The organism is Curtobacterium sp. PhB170 (assembly GCF_003752345.1).
GTDB lineage: Bacteria > Actinomycetota > Actinomycetes > Actinomycetales > Microbacteriaceae > Curtobacterium.
In genome coordinates this window covers 1-21,301 of record NZ_RJUM01000015.1, presented here as the reverse complement: position 1 = coordinate 21,301, position 21,301 = coordinate 1, and the positions used below count along the sequence as shown (strand labels likewise).

Annotated in this window: 24 protein-coding genes; 9 read left to right on the top strand and 15 right to left on the bottom strand. The window is 70.2% G+C overall.

Annotated features, from left to right (window positions below; genetic code table 11):
• Nucleotides 1–80: 80 nt before the first annotated feature.
• The 5 genes from EDF40_RS18210 to EDF40_RS18190 are packed head-to-tail and all read right to left on the bottom strand — an operon-like array spanning nucleotide 81 to nucleotide 7,587.
• Nucleotides 81–2,813, bottom strand: coding sequence for a LuxR family transcriptional regulator (locus EDF40_RS18210; RefSeq protein WP_123341212.1), 2,733 nt, complete (start codon nucleotides 2,811–2,813; stop codon nucleotides 81–83).
• Between the two features lie 55 nt (nucleotides 2,814–2,868).
• Nucleotides 2,869–4,335 carry an SDR family NAD(P)-dependent oxidoreductase gene (locus tag EDF40_RS18205; RefSeq protein ID WP_123341211.1) on the bottom strand — a complete coding sequence of 489 codons (1,467 nt, stop codon included), beginning with the start codon at nucleotides 4,333–4,335 and terminating at the stop codon, nucleotides 2,869–2,871.
• 18 nt (nucleotides 4,336–4,353) lie between these two features.
• Nucleotides 4,354–5,427 (bottom strand): low specificity L-threonine aldolase, encoded by a 1,074-nt coding sequence (locus tag EDF40_RS18200; RefSeq protein WP_123341210.1) that lies wholly within the window; start codon nucleotides 5,425–5,427, stop codon nucleotides 4,354–4,356.
• A 4-nt stretch (nucleotides 5,428–5,431) separates the two neighbouring features.
• Nucleotides 5,432–6,109 (bottom strand): SDR family oxidoreductase, encoded by a 678-nt coding sequence (locus tag EDF40_RS18195; RefSeq protein ID WP_260213600.1) that lies wholly within the window; start codon nucleotides 6,107–6,109, stop codon nucleotides 5,432–5,434.
• The gene (locus EDF40_RS18190; RefSeq protein ID WP_123341209.1) at nucleotides 6,106–7,587 is read right to left on the bottom strand and encodes a DUF6421 family protein; all 1,482 of its coding nucleotides are present in this window, start codon (nucleotides 7,585–7,587) and stop codon (nucleotides 6,106–6,108) included. Before EDF40_RS18190 ends, EDF40_RS18195 begins: the two co-directional genes overlap by 4 nt.
• A gap of 137 nt (nucleotides 7,588–7,724) precedes the next feature.
• On the opposite strand from EDF40_RS18190, the gene EDF40_RS18185 reads away from it, so the two are divergent.
• Nucleotides 7,725–7,955 carry a hypothetical protein gene (locus EDF40_RS18185; RefSeq protein WP_123341208.1) on the top strand — a complete coding sequence of 77 codons (231 nt, stop codon included), beginning with the start codon at nucleotides 7,725–7,727 and terminating at the stop codon, nucleotides 7,953–7,955.
• Between the two features lie 118 nt (nucleotides 7,956–8,073).
• On the opposite strand, the gene EDF40_RS18180 is transcribed toward EDF40_RS18185, so the two are convergent.
• From EDF40_RS18180 to EDF40_RS19345, 4 genes are read right to left on the bottom strand one after another with little or no spacing between them, the layout of a single operon-like run.
• On the bottom strand, nucleotides 8,074–8,799 hold the full coding sequence (locus EDF40_RS18180) for a hypothetical protein (RefSeq protein ID WP_123341207.1): 726 nt from the start codon (nucleotides 8,797–8,799) through the stop codon (nucleotides 8,074–8,076).
• The gene (locus EDF40_RS19355) at nucleotides 8,796–9,695 is read right to left on the bottom strand and encodes an ABC transporter ATP-binding protein (RefSeq protein ID WP_185003225.1); all 900 of its coding nucleotides are present in this window, start codon (nucleotides 9,693–9,695) and stop codon (nucleotides 8,796–8,798) included. Before EDF40_RS19355 ends, EDF40_RS18180 begins: the two co-directional genes overlap by 4 nt.
• Nucleotides 9,692–9,946, bottom strand: a complete 255-nt coding sequence (locus tag EDF40_RS19350) for a hypothetical protein (protein WP_185003222.1) — start codon at nucleotides 9,944–9,946, stop codon at nucleotides 9,692–9,694. Before EDF40_RS19350 ends, EDF40_RS19355 begins: the two co-directional genes overlap by 4 nt.
• A 60-nt stretch (nucleotides 9,947–10,006) precedes the next feature.
• Nucleotides 10,007–10,459: a hypothetical protein gene (locus EDF40_RS19345; protein ID WP_185003220.1), complete on the bottom strand. Its 453-nt coding sequence runs from the start codon at nucleotides 10,457–10,459 to the stop codon at nucleotides 10,007–10,009.
• Between the two features lie 148 nt (nucleotides 10,460–10,607).
• Here EDF40_RS19345 and EDF40_RS18170 point away from each other — a divergent pair, with 148 nt between their 5' ends.
• Both EDF40_RS18170 and EDF40_RS18165 read left to right on the top strand, forming a co-directional pair.
• Entirely contained in the window at nucleotides 10,608–11,183 is a 576-nt protein-coding gene (locus EDF40_RS18170) for a TetR family transcriptional regulator (RefSeq protein ID WP_123341205.1), read from the top strand.
• A gap of 32 nt (nucleotides 11,184–11,215) precedes the next feature.
• The gene (locus EDF40_RS18165; protein WP_123341204.1) at nucleotides 11,216–11,437 is read left to right on the top strand and encodes a hypothetical protein; all 222 of its coding nucleotides are present in this window, start codon (nucleotides 11,216–11,218) and stop codon (nucleotides 11,435–11,437) included.
• Between the two features lie 46 nt (nucleotides 11,438–11,483).
• Here the strand turns inward: EDF40_RS18165 and EDF40_RS18160 are convergent, their stop codons facing one another.
• Nucleotides 11,484–12,128 carry a GntR family transcriptional regulator gene (locus tag EDF40_RS18160; protein ID WP_123341203.1) on the bottom strand — a complete coding sequence of 215 codons (645 nt, stop codon included), beginning with the start codon at nucleotides 12,126–12,128 and terminating at the stop codon, nucleotides 11,484–11,486.
• 120 nt (nucleotides 12,129–12,248) lie between these two features.
• Between EDF40_RS18160 and EDF40_RS18155 the strand changes: the two genes are divergently transcribed.
• The 4 genes from EDF40_RS18155 (at nucleotide 12,249) to EDF40_RS18140 (ending at nucleotide 15,974) form a co-directional block, all read left to right on the top strand.
• The gene (locus EDF40_RS18155) at nucleotides 12,249–12,956 is read left to right on the top strand and encodes a DUF969 domain-containing protein (protein WP_123291728.1); all 708 of its coding nucleotides are present in this window, start codon (nucleotides 12,249–12,251) and stop codon (nucleotides 12,954–12,956) included.
• Nucleotides 12,953–14,023 carry a DUF979 domain-containing protein gene (locus tag EDF40_RS18150; RefSeq protein ID WP_123341202.1) on the top strand — a complete coding sequence of 357 codons (1,071 nt, stop codon included), beginning with the start codon at nucleotides 12,953–12,955 and terminating at the stop codon, nucleotides 14,021–14,023. Before EDF40_RS18155 ends, EDF40_RS18150 begins: the two co-directional genes overlap by 4 nt.
• Nucleotides 14,010–15,065 carry a DUF2891 domain-containing protein gene (locus EDF40_RS18145; RefSeq protein WP_260213598.1) on the top strand — a complete coding sequence of 352 codons (1,056 nt, stop codon included), beginning with the start codon at nucleotides 14,010–14,012 and terminating at the stop codon, nucleotides 15,063–15,065. The genes EDF40_RS18150 and EDF40_RS18145 overlap by 14 nt, the downstream gene beginning before the upstream one ends.
• Nucleotides 15,066–15,215: 150 nt before the next feature.
• A complete protein-coding gene (locus EDF40_RS18140; protein ID WP_123341201.1) occupies nucleotides 15,216–15,974 on the top strand; it encodes a glycoside hydrolase family 16 protein in 759 nt (252 codons plus the stop codon).
• 11 nt (nucleotides 15,975–15,985) lie between these two features.
• On the opposite strand, the gene EDF40_RS18135 is transcribed toward EDF40_RS18140, so the two are convergent.
• From EDF40_RS18135 to EDF40_RS18120, 4 genes are all read right to left on the bottom strand, one after another.
• Nucleotides 15,986–16,288: a putative quinol monooxygenase gene (locus tag EDF40_RS18135; protein ID WP_111086660.1), complete on the bottom strand. Its 303-nt coding sequence runs from the start codon at nucleotides 16,286–16,288 to the stop codon at nucleotides 15,986–15,988.
• 80 nt (nucleotides 16,289–16,368) lie between these two features.
• Entirely contained in the window at nucleotides 16,369–17,253 is an 885-nt protein-coding gene (locus EDF40_RS18130) for a biotin-dependent carboxyltransferase family protein (protein WP_123341200.1), read from the bottom strand.
• A complete protein-coding gene (locus EDF40_RS18125) occupies nucleotides 17,250–17,882 on the bottom strand; it encodes an allophanate hydrolase subunit 1 (protein WP_123341199.1) in 633 nt (210 codons plus the stop codon). Before EDF40_RS18125 ends, EDF40_RS18130 begins: the two co-directional genes overlap by 4 nt.
• The gene (locus tag EDF40_RS18120; RefSeq protein ID WP_123341198.1) at nucleotides 17,879–18,640 is read right to left on the bottom strand and encodes a LamB/YcsF family protein; all 762 of its coding nucleotides are present in this window, start codon (nucleotides 18,638–18,640) and stop codon (nucleotides 17,879–17,881) included. Before EDF40_RS18120 ends, EDF40_RS18125 begins: the two co-directional genes overlap by 4 nt.
• A 172-nt stretch (nucleotides 18,641–18,812) precedes the next feature.
• Between EDF40_RS18120 and EDF40_RS18115 the strand changes: the two genes are divergently transcribed.
• Nucleotides 18,813–18,992 carry a hypothetical protein gene (locus tag EDF40_RS18115; RefSeq protein WP_123341197.1) on the top strand — a complete coding sequence of 60 codons (180 nt, stop codon included), beginning with the start codon at nucleotides 18,813–18,815 and terminating at the stop codon, nucleotides 18,990–18,992.
• A 93-nt stretch (nucleotides 18,993–19,085) separates the two neighbouring features.
• Here EDF40_RS18115 and EDF40_RS18110 read toward each other — a convergent pair whose 3' ends face one another.
• Nucleotides 19,086–19,670, bottom strand: coding sequence for a TetR/AcrR family transcriptional regulator (locus EDF40_RS18110; protein WP_123341196.1), 585 nt, complete (start codon nucleotides 19,668–19,670; stop codon nucleotides 19,086–19,088).
• Between the two features lie 132 nt (nucleotides 19,671–19,802).
• Between EDF40_RS18110 and EDF40_RS18105 the strand changes: the two genes are divergently transcribed.
• The gene (locus EDF40_RS18105; RefSeq protein ID WP_123341195.1) at nucleotides 19,803–21,167 is read left to right on the top strand and encodes an MFS transporter; all 1,365 of its coding nucleotides are present in this window, start codon (nucleotides 19,803–19,805) and stop codon (nucleotides 21,165–21,167) included.
• The last annotated feature ends 134 nt before the right edge of the window (nucleotides 21,168–21,301 follow it).

Below are 21,301 nucleotides of genomic sequence, written 5' to 3'. Positions count from 1 at the left end.
TCTGCTTCCGTCCGTGACGCTAGGGCCGCGGGCCGGCGGTGCACATCGGTCACGATGACCGAGATGTGGCGTCGTGTGACTTAGTCGTCCGCCGCGGTCGCCCCGGGTGTCAGGACCGACGGCAGCTGCTGCCTGGTCGAGATGCCGAGCTTCTGGAACGCCGCGTACAGGTGGGCGCCCACCGTCCTGGGGGAGACGAAGAGGTGTTCGCCGATGGCGCGGTTACTCAGGCCCTGGGCTGCGAGCGTGCAGACGCGGAGCTCCTGCGGGGTGAGCAGGTCGATGCTGCGTTGCCCCGTCGTCGGCAGGCGCTCGCCCGTGGCCCGGATGGCGTCTCGTGTCCGCTCTGCCCAGATCGGTGCGGGCATCGCCTCGAACAGGTCCAGGGCTGCGTGCAGGACTGCTCGGGCGGTGGTGCTCCGCCCTGCACGACGCAGACGGCGACCGAGTCGGAGGAGCGCTCGCGCTTGCACGTACGGGACCGGCCAACGATCGTGCTGCAGGGTCGCCCACGCCGACTCGAGGTCGTCGTCCGACAGGAGCGCGGTCCGGGCGGAGTGGACGGCCGTGCGCACCAGGGGAGCGTGCCACCGCTCGTGGAGCCACTCGAGGTCCGCCAACCGCTGCTCGGCGTCCGGTCGGTTGCCGGACTCCAACGCGGCATCGACGTAGTCGTGGGAGGTCAGCACGGCGAAGGTCGGGTTGAACGCGTCGTCGTCGGGGTCGAAGAGACGTCGCAGGGGCTCGAGTGCGTCCGCCGCCCGGCCGGAGATCAGGTGCGCCAACCCGGTCGCGCCGAGCAGCGTTGCGCGCATCGCACTCGAGCGGAGCACCTGCGCGCCCGCCTCGGTCCCGCCAGCGATCCGCTCGGTGTCGGGCTGTTCGCCCTCGAGGGCGTCGAACCAGGCGAGCGCGCACCGCGCCGCGGCGGAGAACCCGGCGTCGCCCAGGTCCCGTCCGAGCGACGCGGCCTGCTGCGCGAGGGCGCGCGCCCGGGCGACGTCCCCGGCGAGGTACGTGGTCATCGAGGTCCCCATGAGGGCCTGCGGGAACGTCCGCAACTCGCCACGCGTCTGCATGCTCGCGAGGGCACGATCGAGCAGGACACGAGCCGTGTCGATTTCGCCCACGAGGTTGAGCGCGTACCCGAGGAGCCACGCTGTCTCTTCGTCCAGGGCCGCGGGCGCCGCCGCCAACGCGAGCTCCAGCACACGATCGCCCCGGGCCAGCGGCTCGGTCCGGGCGGCAAGCAGGATCGACCGCGGGTCGTCCTCTGGAAGCGCGAGGGCTTCGACGACGACGAGCATCGGGTCGCCCGGGTCCGCCTCGGCAGTGTGGTCCCAGGCGATCGCGGCCAGGTGGAGCAGTGCGGCGGTGGCGTGTTCGACCCCGCCTGCCAGCTGCATCTCGGAGACGGCGTGGAGCGCCGGTCCGAGGTCGCCGACTGCCAGGCCCGTCCGACCAGTGGGCAGGGTCTCGGCGACCCACGCTGCGCGCGCCGCGAGCAGCCCAGGAGGCGCCTCGTCGCGAGCCCGTTGCACCAAGAGCGACGCGTCTGAGGTCCTGCCGGACAGCCCGGCGAGTTCCGCCGCGACGATGCGACGCTCGACGCGTCGGGCCACGTCCGACGTCAGCTCGGCGGCACGCTCGTACGCCCGGCTCGCGACGAAGGTGTCGGACATCGCGGTCCGTTCGTCGCCGAGCGCGGCGATCTCGTCCGCGAGGGGATCGTCGTGACCGGTGGCGAGCTCGGCGCGCCACCAGATGGTCCGCGCCGGGTCGTCCTGGTGCTCGAGCACGAGCGACCGGAGGACCGCGGTGCGCTCCGGCGGTGACGTCACCGACAGGACCGCCGACTGCACGAGCGGATGCCGGAACCGGATTGCACGGGGTGCGACCCACTCGAGGAGCGAGGCCGCTGATGCCTGCTCGGTCCAGGTCGGCGTCGGGAACCTGCCGATTGCGCGTGCGGCGACTCGGGCGGCTTCCTCGGCGACGGTGCCGCCGGACAGCGCCACGGCGAGGATCGCCAACCGGACCCCTTGGTCGAGCTCCGTGTACCGATCCGCGAACTCCTGCTCGACCCGTCCGACGACGGGTCGTTCCCGCGTGCGCTCGGCCGCCGCAGTAGACCGGCCGAGCTCGTGCAGCGCCAGGGGGTTGCCCTCGGCGCGGAGCACGAGGTCGCGTCGCGCCTGCCCCGTCGGCGCTCCAGGCACTCCGTCGAGCAGTTCGTCGGCAGCGGACTGGTCGAGTGGACGGAGGTGCAGGCGTCGGATGCCCGGGTTCTCCACCGCATCGGTGTTCCGCGTGGTCATGACGATGACGACCGGGTCCTCACCGACGCGACGGGCCATCATGCGGAGCGCCCACTCGGAGGGTGCATCCATCCAGTGCAGGTCCTCGGCGACGATCAGGAGCGGACGTTCGGCCGCCGCGTCCGAGAGCAGGGTCAGCGCGGCGAGCCCGGCGAGGAGCGGCGACGGCTGGATTCCCGTGGCGACCCCGAACGCGACGTCCAACGCCCGTCGCTGCGGCGACGGCAGGTTCGCGATGCCGCCGCGCAACGGGTACAGGAGCATGTGGAGCGCTGAGTACGGCTCCGCCGACTCAGCGAGGGTGCCGGTCGTCGTGAGTGTCCGCAGTCCGCGGCGGCTCGCGTGCTCGAGCACGTCGGCGACCAGTGACGACTTGCCGATGCCCGCTTCGCCGTCGATCACGAACGCGGAACCACCGCTGTCCACGTGACCGACCGCGTCTCGGAGAGCCGAGGTCTCCCGCTCACGCCCGATGACGGGCTGCGCCTTCGTCACGTCGTCAGTATGGCAGCGCTGCTGGACCGGAGTGAAGCGGCTCCGGCCGCCGAGCTCACCAGGAACTGGGCTTGTAGTCCTTCAAGAACACGCCGAACACGTCCTCGCCCGCCTCGCCCCGAACGATCGGGTCGTACACGCGGGCAGCCCCGTCGACGAGGTCGAGCGGGGCGTGGAAGCCCTCCTCCGCCAGCCGGACCTTCGTCGGGTGCGGTCGCTCGTCGGTGATCCACCCGGTGTCGACGCTCGTCATCAGGATGCGGTCGGTCTCGAACATCTCCTGCGCACTCGTGCGGGTGAGCATGTTCACGGCAGCCTTCGCCATGTTCGTGTGCGGGTGCCCCGGTCCCTTGTAGGCACGGCCGAACACCCCTTCCATCGCGCTGACGTTCACCACGTAGGTGCGGTGCGCCTCGCTCGCGGCCATCGCGGGACGGAGCTTCGAGATCAGGATGAACGGCGCGGTGGTGTTCGCGAGCTGGACCTCGAGCATCTCGAGCGGGTCGACCTCATCGACGGCCTGCGTCCACGAGTTCACGTCGTGCAGGTCGGGCACGAGACCACCGGCGTCGATCGCGGTGCCCATGGCCAGACGCTCGAGCGAGCTCGACCCCGGAGCCATGGCCTGCTCGGTCAGCTCGTCGGCGCGGGCTGCGGCGGCCGCGAGGATGGGGTGCGCCGTCACCGAGCGAGCGAGCGCCTGCGGGTGCTGGTCGTTCGTGTGCCCGAAGGTCACGAGCTCGGGCAGTGGGCCGTCCGGCAGCGGCGCGAGTTCGGCGTCGACGAGGGGCTGGTACGCGCCGGGCGACCGGCGAACCGTCTGTGTCGCGTTGTTGATCAGGATGTCGAGGGGGCCAGCAGCGGCGACGTCCTCGGCGAGACCGATGACCTGGGCCGGGTCGCGCAGGTCGATGCCGACGACCTTGAGGCGCGAGATCCAGTCGGCGGAGTCCGGCAGGCTCGTGAACCGGCGCACGGCGTCGCGGGGGAACCGCGTCGTGACGGTCGTGTGGGCGCCGTCGCGCAGCAGGCGGAGCGCGATGTACATGCCGATCTTCGCGCGGCCGCCGGTCAGCAGGGCCCGCTTGCCGCTCAGGTCCGTCCGGGCATCACGCTTCGCATGACTCATCGCCGCGCACGAGGGGCACAGCTGGTGGTAGAACGCGTCGACGACCGTGTACTGCTGCTTGCACATGTAGCAGGGGCGTGACTTCAGCAGGGTGCCGGCGGTGGACGCCGTGGTCGAGGTGCTGATCGGGACGCCGCGGGTCTCGTCGTCGATCCGGTCGGCGGCTCCGGTCGCGGTGGCGGCGATCACCAGGCGGTCGGCCTCGGCGATGACCGCGCGCTTCTCGAGTCGGTGCGCCCGCTTCACGGCCTTGAACATCTTCGCCGTGGCCTGACGCACCCGCACGAAGTCGGGGTGCGTCTCGTCGATCTCGCTCATCTGCTCGAGCACCCGGAGTGTGGCGTCGAGGTCCTCGGGGAGGATGCCGCTGGGTTCGGGGTGCTCGGAGATCACACGGGATTCTACGTTGGATCAGGCCGCGTCGAGCTCCCGCGTCAACGCCGCCACGAAGTCGTCGATGTCCTGCTCCGACGTGTCGTACGCGCACATCCACCGCACCTCGTTGCGGCTGGCGTCCCAGTCGTAGAACCGGAAGTGCTTGCGCAGCCGCTCGGCCACCCCCGCGGGCAGCGTCGCGAACACCCCGTTCGCCTGGGTCTCCTGGCTGAACCCGACGCCCTGGATGCTGCCGTCGGCGATCCGGGCCTCGAGTGCGCCGCGGAGCCGGGCGGCCATGGCGTTGGCGTGCCCGGCGGAGCGCAGGTACAGGTCGTCGGACAGCAGCGCGATGAGCTGCGCGGAGACGAACCGCATCTTCGACGACAGCTGCATGTTCATCTTGCGCAGGTAGTGCAGTCCCTCGGATGCCGCGGGGTTGAGCACGACGATCGCCTCGCCGTAGAGCATGCCGTTCTTCGTGCCGCCGAAGCTCAGCACGTCCACGCCGGCATCGGTGGTGAAGTCGCGCAGGGGCAGGCCGAGGGTCGCGGCGGCGTTGGAGATGCGTGCGCCGTCCATGTGCAGCGTCATGCCGAGCGGGTGGACGTGGTCCGCGATCGCCCGGATCTCGTCGACCGTGTAGGCGGTGCCGAGCTCGGTGGTCTGCGTGATCGACACCACGAGCGGCTGGGCACGGTGCTCGTCACCCCATCCCCAGGCCTCCTTGTCGATGAGCTCGGGGGTGAGCTTGCCGTCGGGGGTCTCGACCGGCAGCAGCTTGATCCCGCCGATGCGCTCGGGAGCGCCTGCTTCGTCGGTGTGGATGTGCGCGGTCGTGGTGCACACGACGGCGCCCCACCGCGGCAGCATCGACTGCAGCCCGACGACGTTCGCGCCGGTCCCGTTGAACACCGGGAACGCCTGCGCCTGCGAGCCGAAGTGGTCGCCGATCACCTCGTTGAGGCGGGCCGTGTAGACGTCCTCGCCGTAGGCGATCTGGTGGCCGTCGTTGGCCGCGGCGATCGCGTCGAGGATCTCGGGGTGGACACCGGCGTAGTTGTCCGAGGCGAAGCCCCGCAGGTCCAGGTCGTGGAGTCGAAGGGTCACTGGTTCATCCTAAGGAGAGCGAGAGCGAGAGCGGGAGACGGGCGCCGTTCACGTCCGCCGGCGGTGCCGCCCAGAGCCGCACGACGTCGTCGCCGAGCCGCTCTTCGAGACCGGCCAGGGCGCCGACGACGAAGACGGTGGCTGCCGCCGAGTCCGGTGCGTCCTTCCGGAAGCCCTGGGCCACGGCACGGACCCATGCGTCGGAGGCGGCCTTGGCGGCTGCGTAGTTCGCGGCACCCGCGGTGGGGGAGTCGACGGCGGTGGACGAGACGAACGCGAGCCGTCCGGCCGGGGACGCCACCAGGTCGTCGTAGAAGACGCGTGTGGTGTTCCGCAGGGTGCGGAACGCCCGGTCGAAGAAGTCCCAGTCGTCGTCCGACTGGCCGGCGATGCCGCCGCCCCCGCGCCACCCACCGACCAGGTGGATCAGCCCGTCGACCGGACCCGCCGTCTCGCGGACCGCAGCCGCGAGCGCGGTGACCGCCCCGAGGTCTGCGAGGTCGCACGTGTGGGGCGTGACGCCCGGGACGGAGGCGCGCAGGGCCTCCAGTGCGTCCGGTCTGGTGCCGACCGCGACGACGGCCGCTCCGGCGGAGGTGAGTGCGCGCGCGACGGCCGCGCCGCTGGTGCTGGTCGCGCCCGCGACCAGCACCGTGCGACCGGACAGGGATCCAGCGCTCACGCGGCGACGTCCGGAACGGACGGAGCAGCGGACGGAGCAACCGACGACGAGCCGGTGATGCCGGCCGTCGATGCGATGACCGCAGCCATCTTCTTGTTCAGTGCCTCGTAGAACATCGACAGCGGGAATTCGTCGTCGAGTACGGCGTCGGTGTAGCCCTTGGGCATTCCGGCGAGCGTTTCCTCCGGCAGTCCCCGCGCCCATCTCGACGCCGGGTGCGGCGTGAGCGTCCGGGTCAGCATCTCGTACGCAGCGAGCCAGTGCGCCGATTTCGGACGGTCGATCGACCGGCGGTACAACTCGTTGATCTGATCGCTGAGCGCGATGATCACGTCAGGCACCGCATCCCAGTCGATGGTGAGCTGCGTGTCCGTCCAGTGCAGGACATCGTGCTGGTGCATCCACGCGAACAACAACTGCCCGCCGAGCCCGTCGTAGTTCCGGACACGGCTGCCGGTGATCGCGAACCGGAAGATGCGGTCGAAGACGACGGCGTACTGCACCAGGCGGGCGTGGTCGCGGATCGCGCGTCGGGCATCGTCGAGATCTGCATCCGGCACCGCGGAAAGCGCGCGTTCGAGCCGCACCGATTCCCGGAACGCCGTCAGGTCGCAGCGGAGTTCTTCCAGCGAGTAGAGGAAGAACGGCATCCGCTGCTTGATCATGAACGGGTCGAACGGCAGGTCCCCGCGCATGTGCGATCGGTCGTGGATGATGTCCCACATCACGAAGACCTGTTCCGTCAGCTCCTGGTCGTCGAGCATTGCTGCAGCGTCGTCCGGCAACTCCAGTTTGGTGATCTCCGCAGCGGCACGGACGACTCGGCGGTAGCGAGCGGCTTCGCGGTCCTGGAAGATCGCGCCCCACGTGAACGTCGGGATCTCGCGCATCGCGACCGTCTCGGGGAACAGCACCGCAGAATTCGTGTCGTACCCGGGCGTGAAGTCGACGAACCGCAACGCGACGAAGAGCGTGTTGCTGTAGTCGCCCGCTTCGAGTTCCGCGATGAACTCCGGCCAGATGACCTCGACCAGGACGGCTTCGACCAATCGCGAGGAACTGCCGTTCTGCGTCACCATCGGGAAGACGACCAGGTGGCCGAGTCCGTCGATGCGGTGCTGTTGCGGCTGGAATGCGTTCAGTGCGTCGAGGAAGTCGGGAACGCCGAAACCGTCGCGTTCCCAGCGTGCGAAATCGCGCTGCAGTGCAGCGAGGTACGCCGCATCGTGCGGGAAGAACGGGGCGAGTTCGGCAACGGCCGGGAGGATCGTGGCCAGGTGTTCCGAAGCAGTCGCGTGGTCCGACTGGTCGGGTATCGAGCCGTCGGCCGTCTGCAGCGCACGGAACGACACGACAGCGGCTTTCAGCCGCGTCCACGCGGGATGCTCGGCGACCTCGCGCACCGACGGGCGGTCCTCGACGACCTCGGGTTCTCCGACGATGGCGCCCTGCGTGAACTCCTGGACGAACTGTGACATGTCGAACCTCCCGTCATTGGGCCGGCCGCGGATCTGCGGCGTGGTGGTGCGCTTGTCATGAGCCTAGGGAGGATCGGGGGACGCATTCTTGCCCATCCGCGGGGGAATCGTGCGCCGGGGCATTGTCCGCGCACGCGATGCCGCTCGGCGCGCAACGTTTCGCCGACGAGGGCTCGGGGAGCGTCAGCAGCTACGACTTCGTGACGGCGGCGATCGCCTCGCTCACGGTCGAGCTCGGGTGCTCTGCGCGCCATCGCCGCACCGCCGCACGGTCCGGCGATGCTCCCTGGGGGATCGGCGCGGTCCCGATGACGCTCGGCGAAGACGCCGCCCAGGTGAGCGTGGCCAGCGCAGCAACGCAGGCGTAGAGCAGGTCGAGAACCAGCCAGGCGCCGCAGGTCACGACCACCCCGCCGACGAGGCCGAGCGTCGGTACGCGATGTCTCGTAGGGCACCCGCTTGCCTTGCCCGCGGTCGGACCAAGCATCAGCGAGGCTCCGCGCGGAGTTGTCGGACCCACCCGAGCGCGAGCGGGAGTGCAGTCCAGACCGCGAATGACGTCACCGCGGGCCCGAGTCCGACGGTGGTCTCCGACGTGATGGTCCAGGACAGTTGCGGCTCCGCGAGCCAAGACGCGAAGCCGTACGGGTTCAGCCAGTCGACCAGGCCGGGTGTGAACGCGAGCCCGATGGTCAGGAGAAAAGGTCCGAACACGGCGATGAGCAGGGCGAGCGCCGTTCGCAGCACGAGGCTCGCAACGGCGATTGCCGTGAGGGTTGCCGCGACCGTTGTCGCAAGCATCTGCCAGAACTGCGCCAGAACGGCAACGTCGAAAACGGAACCGACAGAACCGGGCCTGCTGACAACGAAGCCGACGGCTGCGAGGAGATGGATGGCAACGAGAGTCGAGGCAGCGAGGAGCAGGATTGCGGCGTAACGGGCACCGAGTATTCGTTGTCGGCGTGGGGTGACAGCGAACGTCGTCAACGCAGCGCGCGTGCTCCATTCCGCCGTGAACGCCATGACAGCCAGAAGGCCCATGAGCAGCGGAAGCGCAAGGCTGAGTCCGGCGACGAACGCCGCGAACGTCGTTGCATCTCGCGCAACGACAAAGGACAGCAGGACACCGCTGACAGCCGCCGCCGCGAAGGCCCAGCGCGGCCCACGCGTATCGACCGCGCGTCGCAGTTCGACGAGAACCAATCGGATCACGTCGTCTTCCCCTCGTATTCGGTCTCAGTGATGGAGGACAAGTAGGAATCAAGCCGGACGTCCTCTGCGCGGAGTGCGGAGAGCGCGATGCCCGAGTCTCTGGCAAGCCGCCCGACTTCCACGGGCTCGAGGTCCACGAGCAAGCCTTCTGCCATCGGAGATGGGTGCGCCCCGACGAGCCGCAGAGCATGCGCGAAGCGCGGTTGATCCTCGGCCACGAGGAAACTCCGCCCGGTTCGTGCGCGCAGCTCCTCAAGCCGAACCTGGTCGACGACCCGTCCGCGGGAGATCACAACGATGCGATCCGCAGTCCGCTCCACCGCCGCGAGCTGATGTGTGGAGACCAACACCGTCCCGCCCTGATCAGCGAATTGGCGAAGCATCCTGTCGAGCCACTGCATTCCTTCGGGATCCAGACCGTTGGAGGGCTCATCCAGGACGAGCGCCCGAGGGCGTCCGAGTAGTGCATGCGCAAGCCCGAGTCGTTGCCGCATGCCGAGGGAGAGCTTGCCGACTCGTCTCGCGGCCACCGACTGCAACCCGACGGTCTCGAGGCACTCGTCGACTCGCTGCCTGGGCTCACCGATGGTGAAGGCGGTGAGTCGGAGCGTCTCGCGAACCGACCGACCTGGGTGGAACGCTGACGCGTCGAGAAGGGAACCGAGGAACCTGGCCGGAGCGGGCAGCTTCTGGAGTTCCTGACCGTTCACCATCGCAGTGCCGACGTCCGCTCGGGTGATCCCGGTCAGGATCCGAAGCGCGGTGGACTTGCCGGCGCCGTTCGGTCCGCAGAACGCTGTGATCGTCCCCTGCGGGCAGGTGAAGGACACATCGTCGAGGGCAATGTGCTTTCCGTAGGCCTTGCGGACCCCCCGCAGTTCGATCGGTTCGCTCACGAGACCACCTGATGGACAACCAACGCCGTGGCGATTGCTGCAACGCAGATCAGGAAGGCGGCCGGGGCGGCCTTGCTCTTCGGATCGACGGTGCCTGCAAAGCCCGAGGCGGTCAGCCCGGCTGCTCCGGCTGCGACCGACAGCGGCCAGCCGCTGGCGACGAGCACGACACTGGTTGTCCCGAGCAGGACTGCACTCACTGCCAGCCCGGTGCTGACCATGTGGCGCAGACGAGAGTGTTTGACGGGCACGGACCCTCCTTCTTCGTGCGCCGGAAGGGGCGGCGCAGGCCACCCCTTCCGGCGCATGGATCAGTTGAAGAACTTCCAGATGTCCCAGGCAGTGATGAGGGCGCTGATGGTCTTCACGACCGTCTTGATCGCCGGCCACGCCGTCCGCTGGAAGGTTGCGTAGGACTTCTTGACGCCGTCGGAGAGCTTCTTCCAGAGCGCGGGGATCTTCTTCAGGGCGTTGACCGCGGTCCGGATGATCGTTGACCAACTCCGCGCACTGTCACCGTCGTGACCAGAAGTCGTCGCGCCAACGGCCCCTGGCCCGGAGGGCGCAACGGCTCCGGTCGCGGCGCGGACGTCAGTCTGAACAGTTCGGACCGTGGTGCTCGACCCGGACGCGGACGAGGATGTCAGCGTGGACGTGAGGGGTGCCGTGGCGTTGGCTGGCACCGCGGTTCCGAAGACGGCCGCCGCCGTGATGCAGGCTACGACCCCGGTCGAGGTCCAGTTTCGCCGCTTACGGTGATTCATGATTGCTCCTTCGCGATCAACAAGGGCGTCGGACCGTGCCTGGTCCGGCGCCCGTTCGTACACTGTCGACGCTAGCAAAGTTTCAGTATCACCGGTGTGATGCTGAAATGTTACCACGAGTTGCCACAGCGTCAGTACGGTTGTCTGCATGGCACGCTTCACGCCCCCAGCCGCCGACGCGATGCGCGCACGACTCCTGCTCGCAGCACGCGACGAGTTCGCCGCAGCTGGGCTCGTCGGCGCCAAGATCGAGCGGATCGCCGCGGCGGCGTCGAGCAACAAGGCGCAGGTCTTCCACTACTTCGGCAGCAAGGAAGGGCTCTTCGACGCCCTCCTCGCCCAGACCGTCGCCGAGACGTTCGACGAGGTCCCGGTCGACACCGATGACCTCGCCGAGTGGGCTGCCCGGCTGCACGACTCGTCCGTCCGGCGTCCGTGGGCCGAACGGCTCGCGACGTGGCACCGCCTCGAGCGGGGGAGCGACGGTGCGCTCGAAGCCGTCATCGCGAGCAACGCCGAGGCTGTCGCCGCGGTGGAGCACGCCCAGCGCGCCGGGGTCCTGCCGCGCAGCTACCGGCCGGCGGTGCTGCTCGGTCTGGTGATGCACCTCGCCGCGTTCTGGAGCTCGAGTTCTCCCGAGTACGGCTCGTTGGTCGCGGCGGTCGCACCTGCGCGGCGTCGGCAGATCGTGATCGACGCGGTGAAGGCACTCGTCGGGGGCTGACGTGGCGCACGGCCGGGCGTAGGGTTCGGCCCATGAGCAGCGACAACCGGTTCCTCCGCGCGACCTTCGGACGTCCGCTGGTCTGGGTCGGCGTGGTGTGGCTCGCGGTCGGGGTGCTCTGGAGCGTCCTGGCGATCATCGAGCCGAGCACGTTCCGCGCGATCATGGCCGTCCTGTGGCTCGTGCTCGGCGGCAGCATGCTCGCCGTCGCGCTCCGCGACAGGAAGCGCGGCCTCGGCCGGTACCAGCGCTAGTCGAGGCGATCCGAGCGCGCAGGCAGGACCCGCACCGGGCCTCCCGTCAGCCTGCCGCGTCCGCGGCCACCCGCAGCGTCCGCTCCGCATCGTCGAGGTAGTCCGCCAACAGCGCCGACGCTCGTGCCTGGTCGCCGGCGCGCAACGCCGCGACGATCGCGTCGTTCCGGTCCACGAACTCGGCGTGGAACGACCCCGGGTCGTCGGTCGTCAGGAACGCCAGCCGCATCTCGGCAAGCAGCCCGTCCATCAGTCCGTGGATCCGCGCGCTCGGGACCGCGCGCACGAGCTCGGAGTGGAACCGGATGTCCGCGGTGCCCACGGCGCCCCAGTCGCCCGCGGTGGCAGCGTCCCGTGCAGCCGTGACGGCCGCAGCGGCTGCGTCGAGCGCGGGTGACGTCGGCGAGCACGCGCGGACCGCGGCTTCCTCGAGCACCCGTCGGGCGGCGTACAGGTCGGCGACGTCCTCGGCGGAGAGGCGTCGCACGAAGACCCCGCGGTTGAACACGTGCTCGACGAGCCGGTCGCGCGCGAGCAGCCGGAAGGCCTCGCGCAGGGTGTTCCGTGACACCCCGAGCTGGTCGCTCAACCGCTCCTCGGACAGCTGCGTCCCGGGGGAGAACTCGCCCGCCGCGATCATGGTGCGCAGCCGGTCGGCCGTCGTGTCGGCACCGCTGACGGTTCGGGTCATGTCCCGATCCTGACACGGCCTCGGGCATCGCAGGTGCGAACCCCGCACCGTGTGACCGTCGTGTTACAGAGCAGAACACCCCCTTGCGATTGTTGAACAATGCGGTCCAGACTGTCCCGCATGTTCGTCCTCATCGGCGTCGCCGTCGTCATCATCGGGTTCGCGTTGCGCATCAACGCGCTGCTCGTCGTGACCGTCGCGGGCATCGTCACCGCGGCCATCGGCGGGATCGGTCCCGTCGGCATCCTCACCGCCTTCGGCGACGGCTTCGCGTCGAGCCGGTCCGTCACGACCTTCGCGCTCGTCCTGCCCGTCATCGGCCTGATCGAGCGCTACGGGCTGCAGGACCAGGCCAAGCGCCTGATCGCGAAGCTCGACAAGCTCACGACGGGTCGTCTGCTGGCCGGGTACCTGGCCATCCGGCAGGTCACGGCCGCGGTCGGCCTCACCAGCATCGGCGGGCCGGCGCAGACCGTGCGGCCCCTCGTGCACCCGATGGCCGAAGGGGCGGCGATCAAGAAGTACGGCCGGATCGACGAGCGGATGCGCGAGAAGATCAAGGGCTACTCGGCGTCGTCGGACACCGTCGGGGTCTTCTTCGGCGAGGACGTCTTCGTCGCCGTCGGCTCGATCCTGCTCATCACGACCTTCGTCGACGCCACCTACGGTCTGTCGCTCGAACCCATCGACCTGGCGCTGTGGGCGATCCCGACCGGCATCGCCGCGCTCCTGGTCCACGGCACGCGGCTGCTGCTGTTCGACCGCACGCTCGACAAGATGGCCGCCGACGCACGCGTCGACGCCCCGACGCAGGGAGCCGCAGCGTGATCACCAGCGAATGGCTCTACTGGCTCATCGGCGCGTTCTTCATCGCGGTGGCCGTCCTCATCGTCACGGACACCTCGCACGCGAAGCGACTCGGCAACGCGGCGTTCTGGGGGATCCTCGGGGTCTCGTTCTTCTACGGCACCTTCGTCGCCGCGAAGACGGCGCCGTCGTGGGTGCTCGGCATCGCCGTCCTGGTGATGGTCGCGCTCGCCGGACTCGGGTTCACCGGGACCACCAGTCGCACGCGGGTCGCCAGCATCCCGGGTGCTGGAACGGGGGCGGAGACCGGCCCGGCCGAGCCCACCGCTGCCGCCACGAAGCCGTCCGCCAGCACGAGCGTCCTCGCCACGACCAGCCCCGACGAGCGCGCGGCGTTCGCCACCCGGTTCGGCAACAAGCTCTTCATCCCGGCGCTGGTCGTGCCCGTGGTCGCCGTCCTCGTGGCGACGCTCGGTCCGCTCGTCTCGATCGGCGGCGAACCGCTGCTCGCCGAGGGCAGCGCGACCCTGACCGGCCTGGGCATCGGGTCGGTGCTGGCTGTGGTCGTCGCGGTGTTCGTCCTGCGCCCGCCGAGGATCGCCACGCCCATCCGCGAGGGCGGCCGACTGCTGCAGGCCATCGGGTGGGCGGCGCTGCTGCCGCAGATGCTCTCCACCCTCGGCATCGTGTTCACCCAGGCCGGGGTCGGCGACGCCGTCGGCACCATCATCAAGTCGATCCTGCCCGGCGGTTCGCTGATCGCGGCGGTCGTCGTCTACTGCCTCGGCATGGCGCTCTTCACGATCATCATGGGCAACGCGTTCGCCGCCTTCCCGATCATGACGGCCGCCATCGGCTGGCCCGTCCTGGTGCAGGGCTTCGACGGCAACCCGGCCGCGATCTTCGCCATCGGCATGCTCGCCGGGTTCTGCGGGACGCTCGTCACGCCGATGGCCGCGAACTTCAACCTGGTGCCGGCTGCCCTGCTCGAGATGCGGGACAAGTACGGTCCGATCAAGGCGCAGATCCCGACCGCCGCCATCCTGCTCGTCGTCAACATGGGAGTCATGTACCTTGTCGCTTTCTGATGCTGCCCCGCTCGACCTGACCCGGGCCGCGTGGGCCGACCGCTTCGCGGCCGTCGCCGCCGAGAACACCACGCGCGAGTACCCGTACGCGGCGCACCACACGACGTCCGGCCCGGACGACCGGGCGCTGCCGGTCGAACTGCACCCCGCCTTCGCGACGTCCTACGACTGGCACTCGTCCGTGCACATGCACTGGCTCGCAGCGCGTCTGGTCGCGCACGGTCTGCCGGCCGATCTGGAGGCCCGGCTCACCACGATCCTGCGGGCCCACCTGAGCGCGGATCACCTGGCGACGGAAGCCGCCTACTTCCACACGACGCCGCACTACGAGCGCCCCTACGGGTGGGCCTGGCTCGCGAAGCTCGCCGCCGAGGTCTCCGCGTCCGAGGTGCCGGCCATCCGGCAGCTCGCCCCCGGGTTCGCGCCCGTCGTCGACGTGCTCGAGGACCTCGTCACCCGGTGGGTCGACGGCGCTGCCCACCCGGTGCGGCACGGGGTGCACTCGAACTCCGCGTTCGGGCTGCTGCTCGTGCTCGAGGCCGCACGGTCGCTCGGCCGCGACGGGCTCGCCGCAACGGTGGAGCGGGCGGCGCGCGACTGGTTCGGCGAGGACGCCGGGTGGCCGTTCGCCTGGGAGCGCAGCGGGCACGACTTCCTGTCCGCCGGTCTGGCCGAAGCCGACCTGATGCGGGCCGTGCTGACCCCGGCCGAGTTCGCGACGTGGTCGGACGGCTTCTTCGCCCAGGTGCGGTCGGGCGACGCGATCCTGCAGTCGACGGTGGTCCGTGACGAGAACGACCCGCAGCAGGTGCACCTGTTCGGGCTCGACCTGTCGCGAGCGGGATCGGCCCGACGCATCGCGGACGCCCTGCGCGCCGGCGAGCTGGACGACGACGGACTCGCGAGCCTGCTCGACGAGGCGGCGGACCGGCTGCTGGCCTCGGGCCTGGCCGCCAGCGTCGGCGAGGAGTACTACTCCACGCACTGGCTCGCGAGCTTCGCCTGGGACGCCATGGAAGCACGCGAGCACGCCGCGCGCTGACCCTCGAACGAGGGGCATGGTCGCCGGTCCGGCGTGCTGCTGTCAACCCCCTGCATCGGTTGCAGAATGCACCTACCCTCGGTGCGCAGCCGAGATCCGGCTGGGTGCCCGCGGGGAACGGGTGCCACCAGTCACACCAGGGAGTGACACATGCAGCACCGCAGGATCAGGCGGACCGCACTCATCGCCGCACTCATCGGAGCCGTCGTCGTGGCGGCACCGCTCGGAGCAGGATCCGTTGCCTACGCGGGGGTCACCGCCCCGGTCGGCAACGTCGGCAAGTTCAAGCAGACCTTCGTCGAGAACTTCAGCACGACGGCCTCGGCCAACGGCCAGTTCGCGAAGACCTACGCGAACTCGTGGCAGCCCTACCCGGACGGGACGGGCGGCACGTACTACTCGGGCTCGCAGGTCAGCGCCCGCAACGGCTACATGGACGTCACGCTCGACGGCAAGCACGGAGCCGCGGGGACCTTCGGGACCCCGAACGGCGCGTGGTCGCACGTGGGCGGCAAGTTCAGCGTCCGAGCGAAGGCCACCGGCGGCGACGGGAACGGTGCAGCGTTCATGCTGTGGCCGTCGTCGAACGTCTGGTCGGACGGCGAGATCGACTACCCGGAGGCGAACTTCGAGGGGGCGCCGATGCTCCACCACCACTCGATGGTCGCCGGGCAGGAAGCGAACTCGACGAGCATGAGCACCGGGGTGACCTGGCGCAGCTGGCACGTCTACTCGGTCGAGTGGATCCCCGGCAAGTCGGTGCAGTACCTGCTCGACGGCAAGGTCATCAAGACGGTCACGTCGAACGTGCCGAAGACCGCGCACCGGTACATGTTCCAGGTCGGCAACTGGGGTGCCGCCGGGCACCTCGACATCGACTGGGTCAGCACCTACGAGTACACGGGCTGACCCCCAGCAGGTCAGCTGATCGCGATCGTCCGTGCGAACGTCCGCGCGACGGGCGGAGCGGCGACGATCGGTCCGATCGCTGCGGCACCGTCCGGGGTCGCCCGCCATGCCTCGTAGGCGTCGTGGGCGGCCCCGCTCGTCCAGGACTCGACGACGACCATGCGCGTCGGGTCGGCGTCGTCGACCAGCACCTCGAGGGACTCGCAGCCGTCGAAGGCGCGGGTCTGGGCGAGCGTCTCGCGGATCGCCGCCTCGACGGTGTCGGCAGGGACGTCGCTCCGGAACTGGACCTCGAGCAGGACGGTGATCGACATGTGGTGCACCTTTCGTCAGCAGTGTTCGACTCAACCCGCAGCGGCGCCGACCTGTTCCGGATCGGTCAGCGAGCCGGTCGTCAGTGGACGAACCGGAAGCGGATGGTGTCGCCCGGGCGGAGCTGCGCGGCACGGTCGACCGACTCCGGCGTGAGGACCGCCACGACGGGGTAGCCGCCGGTCACCGGGTGGTCGGCGAGGAACAGCACTGGGAAGCCCTCCGGCGGGACCTGCAGTGAACCGGTCTCGACCCCTTCGCTCGGCAGCTCGTGCGTCACGGCGCGGACGAGCGGCTGCGGAGCCGTGGTGCGGACCCCCACGCGGTCGCTGTCCGACCCGACGGTGAAGTCCTGACGGGTCAGGGTGTCGCGCCAGTCCGGCGTGAACCAGTCGTCGCGGGGGCCGGCGGTGACGTCGAGGACGACCGGGTCGTCCGGCCAGTGCTCGTCCGGTTGCGGCACGGCGTCGACGATCGGCCACGAAGCGCGCGCGTCGCCGATCGGCAGGACGTCACCCGGCGACGAGGGCGGAGGCCCGAGGCGTGCGAGCGAGTCCCATGAGCGACTGCCGAGCACGGGCTCGACCGCGAACCCGCCGAGGACGGCGATGTAGGAGCGCAGCCCGGCGGTGGCCGTACCGATCCGGAGCGTGTCACCCGGTGTGAGCATCAGGACCTCGTGCGAGGCCGCACCGCGGACCCGGCCGTCCGCCCGCTCGATCTCGACCGGGCAGGCGGCCCCGGCGGTGGCGACGGCCACGTACGCGTCGGTCCGCAGCGTGACGGAGCCGAGCAGGGCCTCCAGGACGGCCGCATCGGGACGGTTGCCGACCAGCCGGTTGGCCAGTGCTGCGGACCCGCGGTCGGCGGCGCCCGCCGCGCCGAGGCCCATGTCACTGAATCCGGGACGCCCCAGGTCCTGCGTTGCCGCGCCGAAGCCGACCTGCAGGACGGTCAGCGCGCTCATGCCGCACCCGCGTCGACGAACCGGACCCGTGTGCCGGCGGGTGCCAGCGCCGGCGGTTCCCGGTCGAGCGACCACATCGGCACGTCGGTGCGGCCGATGAGCTGCCAGCCGCCGGGGGAGACGCGCGGGTAGACGGCGCTGAACTCGCCCGCCAGTGCGACCGCACCGCTCGGCACGGCGGTGCGCGACGTGCTCCGGCGAGGCAGGTCGAGTGACGGCTCGGTGCCGGTGAGGTAACTGAAGCCCGGGGCGAAGCCGCAGAACGCGCTCGTCCAGAGCTGGCCGGTGTGCCACGCGATCACGCGGTCGCGGCGCATGCCCGTCAGGGCGACGACCTGGTCGAGGTCCTCGCCGTCGTAGACCACCGGGATGACGAGTGGGTCCGCGGCGCTCGCCGCGTCTGCGTCGGCGGACGGGACGACCCGTTCGAGTGCGCCGCGGAGTCTCGCGGCGTCGGTCGTCGCCGGGTCGTAGCGGAGCAGCAGGGTCCGCGCGCCGGACACGACCTCGGTGAGGCCGGGAAGCCGAGTCGCGGTCAGCCCGGCACGGAACGCGGCGACCTGTGGCAGGGAGTCGAAGGTGGCGAGCAAAGCGGAGCGCCCAGCGGGCCGGAGGTCGAGGACGGTCACGGTGCGAACGGCGCGATCGTGACGCCGTGCTCGGTCAGCAGGGCTCGGATCGCACGGGCCATCGCGACGGCACCGGGGGAGTCGCCGTGGACGCAGACGGAGTCGGCGCTGACCCGCAGCTCGGAGCCGTCGACGGCGGTCGCGACCCCGTCGGTGACCATGCGGAGGACGCGGGCGGCGACCTCGTCCGGATCGTGCAGCACCGAACCCGGCGTGCTGCGGGACACCAGGGAGTCGTCGGGTTCGTAGGCGCGGTCGGCGAAGGACTCCGCGACCGCGCGCAGCCCGTGGCGTTCGGCAGCGAGCAGGAGTTCGGAACCCGGCAGCGCGAGCACCGCGAGCGAGCTGTCGACGTCGGCGATCGCCCGGACCACGGCCTCGGCCTGGACCGGGTCGGCGCACGCGGTGTTGTACAGGGCGCCGTGGGGCTTGACGTAGGTGACCGCGGTGCCGGCGACCCGCGCAGTGGCGGCCATCGCGCCGAGCTGGTGCACGACGTCGGCGTGGAGTTCGTCCGGGGTGACGTGCACCGGACGGCGACCGAAGCCGGCGAGGTCGCGGTAGGCGACGTGCGCTCCGATGGCGACCCCGCGCTCGGCGGCAGCGCGGGCGGTGGCGAGCATGATCGTCGGGTCGCCGGCGTGGAATCCGCAGGCGACGTTGGCGCTCGACACGACGTCGAGCATCGCGGCGTCGTCGCCCATCGTCCAGGCGCCGAACCCCTCGCCGAGGTCGCTGTTCAAGTCGATCGTCGTCACGGGGACTCCCTGTCGTCGCGGGTTGTTGAACAATCTACCGAGCGGCGACTCCGCTGTCGACCGGTCGGGGCACGCGGCTGGTGGGTGGATTCCGAGCAGCGGCACGTAGCGTCCGAGGTCAGCACCTGCCGGGGGCGTCGCCCTCGGTTCGACCACTGCACTGGAGCAGACCATGACCGACAGCAGCAACACGCACGACGACGCCAAGGCCCCCGTGAACGACTCCGAGGGCATCGAGAAGCCGGGCGGGCTCGGCGATGACAACACCATCCCCAACGACCCGGACGGCCTGGCCGCTGGGCACGTCGGGGACGACTCGCACTTCAACCCGGAAGAGGACGGCGAGAAGTAAGGGTCGTTCGTCGACTCGGAACGACGTCTTCGTTGTCGTACGACGACGAGAACGTCGTTCCGAGTCGACCCGGTGTCGGTCCGAGTCGACCCCCTACAACACCCGCTCCAGCAACCGCAGCGTCCCCGCGATGTCCACGTTCCGGTCCAGCAGCCACTGCACCTGCAGCCCGTCGAACGCCGCGATGATGAGCGACGCCACCTGCTCGAGGTCGGCGTCCGAGTGCCGCCCCGACGCCGCGAGCTCGTCGTGCAGCTGGGCGACCAGGTTCCCCCGTGCCTCGTCGAACCGGGCGGCGAAGAACTCCCGCGCCGTCTCGTTGCCGGACTCCACCGACGCCCCGAGCAGGGTCGTGTAGAGCGTCACGAGTGCCGGCTCGCTGACGTTCCGGTCGGCGACGACGGCCAGTCGGGTGAAGACCCCGGCCGTGTCGCCGAGTGCCCGGTCCGAGGCGGCATCGCGTTCCCGCAGGACCTCGACCAGCAGCGCTTCGCGTGACGAGAAGTAGTGTTTCAGTGCCGCGTGCGAGACCCCGATCGCATCGCCGATGGCGCGCAGCGAGGTGCCGTCGATCCCGCGCGAGGCAACGACGTCGAGCGTCTGGTCGAGGATCTCCCGCCGACGCTGCACGCCCTTGGCGTAGGGGCCCCTGGTGCCGATTCCATCGTTGGAGGTCACGCGTGCCAATGTACCGGCGCAACAATCGGGACAAAAACTTCCGGTCGGAGGTTTCCGGTGCTACAGTCCCGATCACCTAGCAGCACTAGGTATTCGAGGGCCCCGAAGCCCCCTATGACTCGAGGAGGAGTCATGTCGACACCGACGTCGAAGGAAGAACCCACCCGCGGCATCGCCGGGACTGCATCACCAGCAGTCACCGCAGCCGCCGGTGCCACCGCCTCGGACGCCGCGGCGCCCCGAGCGTTCTCGGTCGAGGGGATCACGCAGTCCGTCAGCACGATGCGTGTGGGCCGCGGCTACCTCTGGGGCCTCAGCTTCGCCCAGTTCGGCCTGTTCGTCGCCCTGCTCACGCCGGTCTTCGTGAGCATGTCGATCAAGGCGACCGAGCTCAACCCCACGAGCCCCGAGACCGTGGTCGGCTCCGTCCTGCCGTTCGGTGCCCTCGGCGCGCTGTTCGCCAACCCGCTGTTCGGCGCGATCTCCGACCGCACCCGCAGCCGGTGGGGTCGCCGACGCCCGTGGATGCTCGGCGGCGTCATCGTCTTCGTCGGCTCGCTCGCCTGGCTCGCGTTCTCGCCGAACGTCCTGCAGCTCACGCTGGCCTGGGTCCTCGCGCAGGTCACGGCGAACGCCGTCCTCGCCACGCTGACCGCGAGCTTCGCCGACAACGTGCCGGAGTTCCAGCGCGGCAAGGCCTCGAGCGTCATCGCCCTCGCGCAGAACATCGCCATCCTCGCGGGCCTGTACCTCGCCGTGTACCTGGTCGGGAACCTGCCGGTCCTCTTCATCGCCCCGGGTGTCCTGGCGATCATCGCGATCCTCGTCTACTGCTTCGTGGCCCGCGACGACCTGCCGACGACGCCGGTCAAGCCGTTCAGCTGGATCAACCTGATCAGCTCGTTCTGGACCAACCCGATCAAGCACCCGGACTTCGGCCTGGCATGGTGGGGTCGCTTCCTCATCACCTTCGGCACGTTCATGTTCACGACGTACCGCCTGCTCTACATGCAGGACCGCATCGGTCTGCCGCAGGCCGAGGCCGTCGGGGTCGTCGCGTTCGGTGTCCTGCTCTACACGGTCGCCCTGCTCGTCAGCGCCGCCGTCTCCGGCTGGGTGTCGGACCGCGTCCAGCGTCGCAAGGTCTTCGTCTGGGGCTCCACCGCACTGACCGCGGTCGGCCTCGTGATCCTGGCCCACGTCGACACCGTCGGCGGCTTCTACTTCGCCGAGATCGTCCTCGGCTTCGCCTTCGGCATCTACGCCGCCATCGACACCGCCCTGATCGTCGACGTGCTGCCCGACCCGGAACGCCCCGGCAAGGACCTCGGCGTCATCAACATCGCGAACGCGCTGCCGCAGTCGCTCGCTCCGGCCGTCGGCCTGTTCCTGCTCGGCATCGGCGGTGGTCAGAACTACACGCTCATGCTCTGGGGTGCCGGCGTCGCCGTCATCCTCGGCGCCCTCGTCATCCTGCCGATCAAGTCGGTCCGGTAGGCAACGCACCAAACCAGCGGCCTGGAGGCGGGGGGGGGGGGGGGCCCGCCCCGGCGCGCCCCCCCCCCCCCCCCGCCCCCCCCCCCCCCCACCCCCCCCCCGGGCCCCCCCCCCAGACACCCCCAACAAACACG